Origin of the sequence: Pseudomonas sp., from assembly GCF_026224925.1 — a bacterium.
In the GTDB taxonomy this organism is placed as follows: domain Bacteria; phylum Pseudomonadota; class Gammaproteobacteria; order Pseudomonadales; family Pseudomonadaceae; genus Aquipseudomonas.
Genome location: NZ_JAMFRV010000188.1, coordinates 1 through 9022 on the forward strand (window position 1 = coordinate 1; position 9022 = coordinate 9022).

At 59.0% G+C, this 9022-nt stretch carries 10 protein-coding genes; 1 reads left to right on the plus strand and 9 read right to left on the minus strand.

Annotated elements, in window-relative coordinates; translation table 11 throughout:
- From M0974_RS08040 to sctW, 8 genes are all read right to left on the minus strand, one after another.
- On the minus strand, window positions 1-335 hold a 335-nt coding region (locus M0974_RS08040), incomplete at its 3' end, for a FliM/FliN family flagellar motor switch protein (RefSeq protein ID WP_297835051.1).
- Entirely contained in the window at window positions 322-1047 is a 726-nt protein-coding gene (locus M0974_RS08045) for a type III secretion system protein (RefSeq protein WP_297835054.1), read from the minus strand. The genes M0974_RS08045 and M0974_RS08040, both read right to left, overlap by 14 nt.
- On the minus strand, window positions 1044-1604 hold the full coding sequence (locus M0974_RS08050) for a type III secretion system HrpP C-terminal domain-containing protein (RefSeq protein ID WP_297835057.1): 561 nt from the start codon (window positions 1602-1604) through the stop codon (window positions 1044-1046). The genes M0974_RS08045 and M0974_RS08050 overlap by 4 nt, the downstream gene beginning before the upstream one ends.
- Before the next feature lie 7 nt (window positions 1605-1611).
- Window positions 1612-2055: a type III secretion protein gene (locus M0974_RS08055; protein ID WP_297835058.1), complete on the minus strand. Its 444-nt coding sequence runs from the start codon at window positions 2053-2055 to the stop codon at window positions 1612-1614.
- A 2-nt stretch (window positions 2056-2057) separates the two neighbouring features.
- Entirely contained in the window at window positions 2058-3407 is a 1350-nt protein-coding gene (locus M0974_RS08060) for a FliI/YscN family ATPase (RefSeq protein WP_297835060.1), read from the minus strand.
- Complete coding sequence (locus M0974_RS08065; protein ID WP_297835075.1) at window positions 3404-4345, minus strand: FHA domain-containing protein; 942 nt, start codon at window positions 4343-4345, stop codon at window positions 3404-3406. Before M0974_RS08065 ends, M0974_RS08060 begins: the two co-directional genes overlap by 4 nt.
- Before the next feature lie 18 nt (window positions 4346-4363).
- Window positions 4364-6463, minus strand: coding sequence for a type III secretion system export apparatus subunit SctV (gene sctV, locus M0974_RS08070; protein ID WP_297835063.1), 2100 nt, complete (start codon window positions 6461-6463; stop codon window positions 4364-4366).
- The gene (gene sctW, locus M0974_RS08075) at window positions 6463-7581 is read right to left on the minus strand and encodes a type III secretion system gatekeeper subunit SctW (protein WP_297835066.1); all 1119 of its coding nucleotides are present in this window, start codon (window positions 7579-7581) and stop codon (window positions 6463-6465) included. Before sctW ends, sctV begins: the two co-directional genes overlap by 1 nt.
- 245 nt (window positions 7582-7826) lie before the next feature.
- Here sctW and M0974_RS08080 point away from each other — a divergent pair, with 245 nt between their 5' ends.
- Window positions 7827-8360 carry an RNA polymerase sigma factor gene (locus M0974_RS08080; RefSeq protein WP_297835069.1) on the plus strand — a complete coding sequence of 178 codons (534 nt, stop codon included), beginning with the start codon at window positions 7827-7829 and terminating at the stop codon, window positions 8358-8360.
- Window positions 8361-8486: 126 nt separating this feature from the next.
- On the opposite strand, the gene M0974_RS08085 is transcribed toward M0974_RS08080, so the two are convergent.
- The coding region (locus M0974_RS08085) for a lytic transglycosylase domain-containing protein (RefSeq protein ID WP_297835072.1) at window positions 8487-9022 on the minus strand (536 nt) is incomplete at its 5' end.

Sequence of the window (9022 nt, forward strand, 5' to 3'; positions counted from 1 at the left end):
AGTTCACCTTCGGCGACTACCCGCTCACCGTGGCACAAGGTGGCGTAGCCAGGCGTGATGCCGGCGACCTCAATCACTGCCCCCGGCGCCAGCCGCTGTAGCGCGTCCAGGGTCAAGGTCACGCTGCCGCTGCGCACGGTCAGCTCCAACGAGATGCCAGACAGCGGCGCCGGTTGGTAAGGCTCATCGCCGGACTCGCTGTCTTGTTCATCGTCTTCTTCCAGCGATGAACCCTCGGTATCCAACCCGTCGTCTTGCCACTCCTCATCCTCCAAGGTCGTTGTGTCGTCATCCCGGGATTGGTACGGGGAGTGATCCAAGTCATGGCTGCTCATGGTGAATGTCTTCCTCATCAATCAAATGCACGAACAGTCGGTCGTTCAACGTCTCGGTAGCGACATGCCAATGCCTGCCGCCGAGGTCGAGCATGCCGTTGCCTTCGCTGTCGAATAGGCAATGACTGGGCAGCAGCACATCGCCGACCCGCACCGAGGCCAATTCATCGCTGGTCAACGTCAAACCGCCTAGCAGTAAAGGGCTGTGGATTGGCCAGTCACCAGGCAATGGGCGTTGCAGCGGGTGCCATTGTCCGGCCTCCAGCAAACGCAGCAGAGTCTCGGCGCCCAGGGTCAATACGGCGTGCACGGACTCTTCGCCCAAGCGCACATTGAGGCGACAGACCACGGGGTCAAGCAATGCAGGGTCGGCGTCCTCCAGCGTCGCCAATGGGGCGAAGACCGCTGCCAGATCAGGGCTGAGCATTTGATTGATGTACTGCCAATACCAGGCTTGAGCGGCGCCATCGACCACCACCGGTGCCTCGCCAAACAGACTCAGCACGGCACCGGGCTCCGTCAGGTGCAGCACGCCAGCGGCGGATTGGAAAAACCCACCTGGACTGGATTGCCCAACGTCATCCTGCGCCGGTTGCAAGGTCAGCACGCCTTGTTCATCACGGGTGCTGAAACCCAGTTGCGCACCGTGGCCCAGTTCCCGCCGGGCACGGGCCAACGCGCTGCTGACGTGGCGCAGACGCAGCAGGGTCATGCGTTGAAGTCTTCATGCAGCGACAAGTGCACATCGAGCCCCAATGCCTGGGAAAGCGCGTCTTCGCAGGCCTCATGGCGCGTGTGCAAACCGTCCAGCACTTCACGTCGAGCGAAGCCGAGTTCAATATCCCAATGGCTTTTGTTTCTCTGCGCGCGGATCTGCACCTTGCCCAGATTGGGCATCAACAAGGTGGCGCTAAACGGACCGTCACCGTGGGCTGATAAACGCATTGTCAGGTCGTCGATCAACTGTTCCGGCACTTCGTCAGCCGCGCTGATCGGTGTAAACGCGCTGCCCGCTGAACCGGAATGATCGTCCTGTTGCTCTCGTACCGGTGGCACCAGCAGCTGCGCAAAAAACTGTCCGTCTGCTGACAGCGGCGCTTCCCGTTCTTCGGCGTCGTCCATCCAGCTGGGGCGATTACGTTCGATCTCGGCACGGCGTGGCATGGCCGGGCGCGGCGTTCGGCTGTCGACGGGCGCTGCCGGCGGGGCAGGTGGCGTGCGTACGGGAGGGCGTGGAGTGGGCACGGCGGGCTTGATCGGATGGCTCATCGGTGGCTCAGTCCTCATTCAATGTTTCGCTCATGCAGGCCAGCTTCTCCACCGCGCGCAGCTGCGCTTTAGCGGTTTGCCGGGCCTGCTCCAGGAATTGCCTCTGGGCGTCGATCTGCTCGCGTTGCTGGTTGACGTCCTGTTGGATGAAGGCCAGACGATCAAGCATCTGCCGCTCTTTTTCGTGCCAACGCTCGACCTCGCTCAGCTCCATGCTTTTGTGCAGATTTTCCTCGGCCAGTGTGTGCCGTAGGTCGTGTTGTTTTTGCCGTTCCTGAACGTACGCGTCCTGGGTCTCGATCAACTGACGTTGCATCGCTTCCAGCTCACGTTGCGCACGATGCTGGGCGCGTTCGGCACTGGCGTGTCGGTGTTGGCGCAAAGGCGTGAGAACACCGATGACTTTTTCCATCGCTTCGCGGTACGGATCGACTTCAAGTTCGTCGTCCATGGTTATTCCGGTAACTGCGAGGTGAGGTACATCAGGGCTTCCAGGGTGTCGCTCAACGGCACCGGTTCACGTAGGTCCTGGCGTAGAAAACGGTTGATGTTGTCGTTGAGTTGCACCGCGCAATCAGTCACTGGATCGCCGCCCGGCTGGTATTCACCCAGGCGCAAGAGCATTTCAACTTCACGGTAAGCCGCCATGAGTCGGCGCAGGCGGTTGTTGGCCTGTTGGTGCTCGCGGCTGCTGACGTTGCTGAGGATTCGGCTGATGCTGGCTTGTACGTCGATGGCCGGGTAATGCCCACGTTCGGCGAGTTTGCGCGAGAGCACGATGTGGCCGTCCAGCAGCGAGCGCACTTCGTCGGCCACCGGATCGTTCATTGAGTCTTGCTCGATCAACACCGTATATAACGCCGTGATCGAGCCGCGTTCGCTCATTCCGGCACGCTCAACCAATTGCGGCAGCAAGGTATACACCGACGGCGGTAAGCCGCCGCGACCCAACGGCTCGCCGGAAGCAATGCCAATTTCTCGTTGCGCACGAGCGAATCGGGTCAGTGAATCAAGCAACAGCAGCACCTTGCGCCCTTGTTGGCGGAAGGCCTCGGCGATGGCGGTGGCGGTAAACGCCGCACGGGCGCGTTCCATGCTGGAACGGTCTGAGGTGGCGCACACCAACACCGAGCGCTGGCGTAGTTCGTCGTCCAGTTCGTGATCGAGAAACTCACGCAGTTCGCGTCCGCGTTCGCCGATCAGGCCGAAAACGATCACGTCGCACTCCATGTTGCGGGCCATTTCCGCCATCAACGTGGTCTTGCCACAGCCGGCACCGGCAAACAGTCCGACCCGCTGCCCTTCGCCCAATAAAATAGCGCTGTCGATGGCGCGGATGCCGGTGGTGAGGGCGTTGGTGATACGCGGGCGTTCGGTGGGCGGCAGGGCGGCTGCAATCACCGGCATGGTGGTGCGGCGGTCATTGGGACCGGCAAAAGCGCCGACCGAATTCCCCAGCAATGGACGACCGAAACCGTCAAGCACGCTGCCCAGCAGGCTGTCGTCGACACCGATGCGATGGGCTACGCCCAAGGGGCGTATGTCTGCGCCTACTTGAATCCCGTCTGCCGTACCCAAGGCGCTAAGCAAGGTGCATTGGCTGGTGAACCCGACGATTTCTGCCAGCATCACACTGCCGTCTGCTTTGCTGACTTCGCACAAGTCGCCAATCTTCGCCGCCGGTATCTGGCACTCCAGCAAAATGCCGTTTACCGCGGTCACCCGACCACTGATGCGCACCGCCGAAAAGCGTGTAAGGCGTGCGCGATGTGCCGCCGTCCAGTCGGCGAGGGCGGCGTTCACCAGCGCACCTCATAGTGGTGATCACCTTCGAACTCGATGTGTTGCTCGTCGATTTTAGTCAGTTTCAGCCCGGCCAGTTCGTCGCCGATGTACAGGCGATGACCGTCATTGGTCACCAGATGCGCCATGGGTCCGGACATGATTTGCACGATGACAAAGGGCAGCCCGGTTTGCGCGTTCGAAACGTTATCAATCACGGCGACCGGCGCGGCGTATTGCTCCTTGAAGCGCTGCAGCATGCGTTGATAAACCTCAAGGGATTCATCCTTGACGCTGCCGGTCAGCGACAAGCCATCGGCGGTGGTTTGTACCGTCACTCCGCTGAGCATGCGTTCACTCAACAGGGTATTGAGCAGGCGTCGGGTGTCTTCGGCCGTGGCCAGTTTGATCTTGGATGAAGCTGCAGAATGGCTGCTCGTGGTGACGGCGGTTGCCGGGTTGTCCGTGCCGGGTGAGGTTGAGTGGCTCAAACCCCAGGCGCTGCCGACAATGCCTACCAACAGGCCGACGATGACCCCTGAGGTGCGATTGAGACCCCGTGAGCGGGATATTACTTTCTCTAGCGGCGGCGACACTGGGGGCGATGACGGGGCCGGGTCTTCATTCAGGAGATTTTCCATGGCCGGCTTCGCAGGCGCGGTCGTCCAGTCCTCTTGTGCCGGTGCCAGGCACAGCCACACAGTGCCCAGCACAAACGGGATATTGGGCGTCAGTTCGGTCAGGCTGTGTTGGTGACCCTCTTCATCACACACCGGGCCGTCTTCGGCCAGCAGCGTCCAGCCGACATCGGTGCGATTCAACCGACAGTGCAGGGCCGCAATGCCCAAATCGAACAGCGCAAGGTCCTGTTCGGTGTCAGAACCGATCAACCATTGTTCGCCAATCAGCGGTAAGGCCGCGCCTTGGTGCAGGCCGTTCAATACCCGTAACTCAAACATCACGACACGCTCCCGGCATTAGGCTGCATATTCATTGCCCAGCGGTTGTAGTTCGTCTTCGAGGTCGAAGCGTCCGAGCACTTTCACCTGAGCAGCGTTGCTGATCTCGGCGAACGACAGCACGGGCACATGATGGAATTCTTCCTGTAGCAGGCTGCGTAATGGGCTACGCAAGTCTTGAGCGACCAACAGCACCGCGCGTTCGGCCGAGCGCAACGGGAAGGCGATGCGCAGTTGCTGGACCAGCTGCACTCCGGACTCATTGCTCAGGGCAAAAAAGGTTTCAGTCTGGGTCTGGCGCAGGCTGTCGCGCAAAATGCCTTCGCTTTCCGGGGTCATTAGCCACACCAACAGACCGTCGGTGCCGCAGTACTGGTGATAAATCACCGACTTCAAGGCAATGCGCACGTAGTCAGCGAGCACGGTGATTTCGCGCTCATGCTGGCCGTACTCGATCAAGGTCTCGGCGATCACCCGAATCGCCCGCAACGGAACGCATTCGGAGGCGAGCCTTTGCAATACCGCAGAGAAGCGCGATAACGGCAGCACCCGCTGCATTTCCTGGGCGAGTTCCGGTTGTTCGGTTTCCAGCCAGCCAAGGATCGCCTTGCTCTCCTGCAACCCAATGAACTGCGGGCCGCAGGCCTGTAGCGCACGCTCCATGCGCTCGATGATCAGGGTGTTGGCACTCACTGATTCAAGTGCGCCGTCTTGCAGCTCGGCGGCGTCGACTGGCATCCATAACCACTGGGCTTCTTGTCGATCAGCGCCCCCCGGCAGTGCGAATTCAAACTCGGCATCGTCCAGGGTGCTAACATCGATAGCCACATGGGTACGGGTGAAGGTAGCCTTGACCATGGGCACTTCGTAGACCGAGAAGCGAAACTCATCCAGCTGCAAATGTGCGGCGGTCTCGATGATGAATGACGGTAAGGTGAGGCCGTATTGCACCACCAGCCGATTACGTTTTTGACGAATCTCGCTGACCAGCGCGCGAATCTGTTCCTTGTTTTGCTGCGGGTGAAACTGCAATAAAAACTGCCGGCTGGGAGTGAAGGTGCGCAGGTCCTCACGGCCATTGTCTTCTGGCGCGACATTGACCGGCGCCTCCTGGGGCGCTTTAGGTTTGGCCCGCTGCAATTGCAACAGACCACCGCCGCCGCAGATCACCGCGATGGTGACGAAAACGCCGGTCGGCATGCCCGGCAACGCCGCAAAGCCAAGCATGGCAACGGCTGAGATAATCCAGGCCTTCGGCTGGCTGGTAATCTGTTCGGCGATTTCCCGGCCAATGTTGGCTTCCACATTGGGATCGCCATTGGGCACCCGGGTAATGATCATGCCGCAGGTGACGGAGATCAGTAGCGCCGGGATTTGCGCGATAAGCCCGTCGCCGATGGTCAATACGGTGTACAGCTGCAAGGCGTCGCCTGCGCTCATGTTGTGTTGCATCACGCCAATGGCGATGCCGCCGATCATATTGATCGCGACGATGATCAAGCTGGCAATCGCATCGCCATTAACGAACTTCATCGCGCCGTCCATGGCGCCGAACAGTTGGCTTTCCTTGCCCAACTCTGAACGCCGGATGCGGGCCTCGAACACGCTGATCAGGTTGGCGCGCAGGTCGCTGTCGATGGACATTTGCTTGCCGGGCATCGCGTCGAGGGTGAACCGCGCGCCGACTTCCGCCACTCGCTCAGAACCCTTGGTAATCACCAAAAAGTTGACCACGGTGAGGATCAGGAAGATCACCAGGCCCACCGCCAGGTTGCCGCCGACCACAAATTGGCCGAACGCTTCAACGATGTGCCCGGCGTCCTGGTTGAGCAGAATCAAGCGCGTGGTAGAAATCGACAGCGCCAGGCGGAACATGGTGGTCAACAGCAGCACCGCAGGGAACGTCGAGAATGCCAGCGGCCGAGGCAGGTGCATGGCGAGCATGATCAACAGGCAGGAAATACAAATATTGATGGCGATCAATACGTCCACCAACCCAGTGGGCAGCGGGGTAATCATCATGAACACGATAGCGATGACCACAAACGCACCGACAATTTCCGAGCGACGCATGGTCGCGAGGGCGATTTGGTTGAAGAAATCGATAATCCGGTTCATCAGGCTGGGGTTCCTCCGTTTCTGCTCTGGCCTTGTTCCTGTCGGGTCAGTTCTGCCATGAGGATCAGCATATTGCCGAGTGCGTTTTGACGGGCTTTCGGGTCACGCCACAGGAGGATTGGCAGTTGTTGCAGCATCGGCCGCAAGCCATTGAGAAAGGCCAGTTGATGCTTGAGTTGGTTGCCACTGACTTGCTGCGCCAGTTGCAAGGTTTCGTGCAGGCTCATGCCTTTGCTGGACAACGCCAGTACATGCTTGAGAAACGTCGGTGCGCTGAGTTTCAGCTGGGGGTTCTTGGCGCGCATCCGGCCCAGTAAATGCTCGCTGCTGGAGACCAGGGTTGCCACGTGCCGCGCTGTGCTCAAGCCGTGCATCAAACTGCGTAGTTGTTGCGGAGAGGTAGACGGCTTCAGCGACGCCAGATCATCAGCAATCGCACTGCGTATGTCGTGCAATGTTGGTTCGAATTGTTGTTCGCTGTCGTGTTGCCCCAGCAAGGCTTCGATCAGCGCAGAAATACTTTGCTGACCTACCACCCCTTCGTAGTAGAGGTTACGTAATGCTTGCCGACGCTTGACGCTGATGCCCGAGCGGGCGAAAGCCCTCGCGGTATTAATCCCTGCTTTGGCTTGACCGCCGTATTGACGACGCAATATTTTCAGCTGCTGGGACAGCATCACGTGCTCACCGGTTGCGCCTTCGTTCTGTGCCTGCCTTGCCGCTGCCTGAAGCATGACGTGAGCTTTGGCCGCATCGCCTTCGACTAATCCGAACACCTGTTCAAGGCTGGGACGTTTATTGGTCAGCGCTTTGCGCAGATTACGGGCTGCTTCGTCCAGGCCCTTGTCGTGTGAGCCCATGAGTTGGTGAAACAATTCGCCGAGCTTGGTCGAGCGTGACTGCAACGTGTTGATGCTGACCATCACATTACGGTCGCTGAGCGTCCGGCTCTGCTGCCCCAACGCGGTGGCGAACCTGGCGACCTGCTGGGCTGGTGTTTGCGTCGAGGGTGTGACCGTGGGCGCAGCAGCCATCGTTGCCGCAGCGCTAGGCGCTTTCGCCGCGGCAACCGGCAATAGGTTCATTACTTGAGAAACACTCGGAGCCACGATTTTCATAGCGCGATACTTTCAGAGGTCATGCAAGTGTGTGGGCGTGGGTCGTGATCCAGTTCCCTCGAAAAGTCGCTGATGGCCACGGTTTGCAAAACCTCGTCGCCCGATCCGGGCAGCTGTGCAAGAACTTGCGCAAAACAAGGGGCGTTTATTTTATTTAGTGTTAATAAACAAAGGCTTATGTTTTATTTTTTGTTGGCATGCATATCGCTATTGCTCAAGGACACCTCCGAGAATGGTAAGCGAGCATGTATTCAGGTACCGCAGTTTCCGACTTGACCGAATCAGTTGGTATCCGCCAACTCACCCGTATACAGGTGCAAATGCTGCGCGGTTTTATCCAGCGGCGTGTCATGAACCCGGAGGATGTCGACGACATTCTTCAGTCCACGTTTCTGGAAGCGCTGAAGTGCGAACACAAATTCCAAAATACCTGCAAGCCGGAAACCTGGCTGTGCGGCATCGCGTTGAACCTGATCCGTAGTCACTTCCGCAAGCTGTACAAGCAGCCGTACCAGGAAGCCTGGGAAGACCAGGCGCATTCAGAGGAGGGCACCAGTGACATCGGCAGCCAGGTGGATGGTTATCGGCAGCTCGACCGGGTGATACACGCCATTGGCACGCTGCCGTCGACCATGCAGGAAATCATTTTGGTGACGCTGGAAGTCGACGGTAGCTATCAGGAAACCGCCACCACATTGGGGGTGCCCATTGGTACGGTTCGCTCTCGGTTGTCCCGTGCACGTGAGCAGTTGAAGCGTAATGTTCCGAGTTATTTTTGAGTGGGTGATCGTTGCGGAGATTCGGTAGGAGCGAACTTGTTCGCGAATGCGACACCGCGGTTTATCTGGAACACCGCGCTGTTTGCTTCCCGAATGAATTCGGTCCTACAGGCTCAGTGGATTTGATCAGCCGGGCAGTTGGCCTTGGCCAGTTTTGATGATGTTGGCGAAGTTGAGGACGTCTGAAGGATAGCTTGCGCCGCCGACACCGCCCGTATCGGCCAGGTTGCTGGTATTGACCTTGTCCGGGCCGGAGTTGTAGGCCCGTAGCGCCGCGCCTTCATCACCTCCAAATGCTTTCATTTGATCGCGAAGATACAGCGCACCGGCCATGATGTTGTCGTGGGCGTCGTTAACGTTTGCGTTACCCAACTGCTCCGGATTCGCTGCTTTGAGCCCAGCGAAGGTATCGGCGTTGACTTGCATCAGCCCGGAGTCAGCTTTGCCGTTAACGTTGGTGGTCCCTGCATCCAGCTTGCCCCGTGACTCTGCCCAAATCATCCCGGCAATGGTTTCAGGCTTCATGCCGGTTGCCTTGGCAGCGTCTTGAATATCGGCACGGTACGGTTCGAGTTCTTTCGGCAAATTCAGATCGCCGCTGCCGCCGACCGATGAGTCTGGCGTGGTTGCAGACAGGCTTTGCGTGGGTGAGGTCGCGGATC

What these genes read in the sequence shown, in the direction of transcription:
- sctW (WP_297835066.1), bottom strand. Translation starts at nt 7,581, where the DNA reads ATGAAAATCGTGGCTCCGAGTGTTTCTCAAGTAATGAACCTATTGCCG.
- M0974_RS08065 (WP_297835075.1), bottom strand. Translation starts at nt 4,345, where the DNA reads ATGTTTGAGTTACGGGTATTGAACGGCCTGCACCAAGGCGCGGCCTTA.
- sctV (WP_297835063.1), bottom strand. Translation starts at nt 6,463, where the DNA reads ATGAACCGGATTATCGATTTCTTCAACCAAATCGCCCTCGCGACCATG.
- M0974_RS08050 (WP_297835057.1), bottom strand. Translation starts at nt 1,604, where the DNA reads ATGAGCCATCCGATCAAGCCCGCCGTGCCCACTCCACGCCCTCCCGTA.
- M0974_RS08080 (WP_297835069.1), top strand. Translation starts at nt 7,827, where the DNA reads ATGTATTCAGGTACCGCAGTTTCCGACTTGACCGAATCAGTTGGTATC.
- M0974_RS08045 (WP_297835054.1), bottom strand. Translation starts at nt 1,047, where the DNA reads ATGACCCTGCTGCGTCTGCGCCACGTCAGCAGCGCGTTGGCCCGTGCC.
- M0974_RS08055 (WP_297835058.1), bottom strand. Translation starts at nt 2,055, where the DNA reads ATGGACGACGAACTTGAAGTCGATCCGTACCGCGAAGCGATGGAAAAA.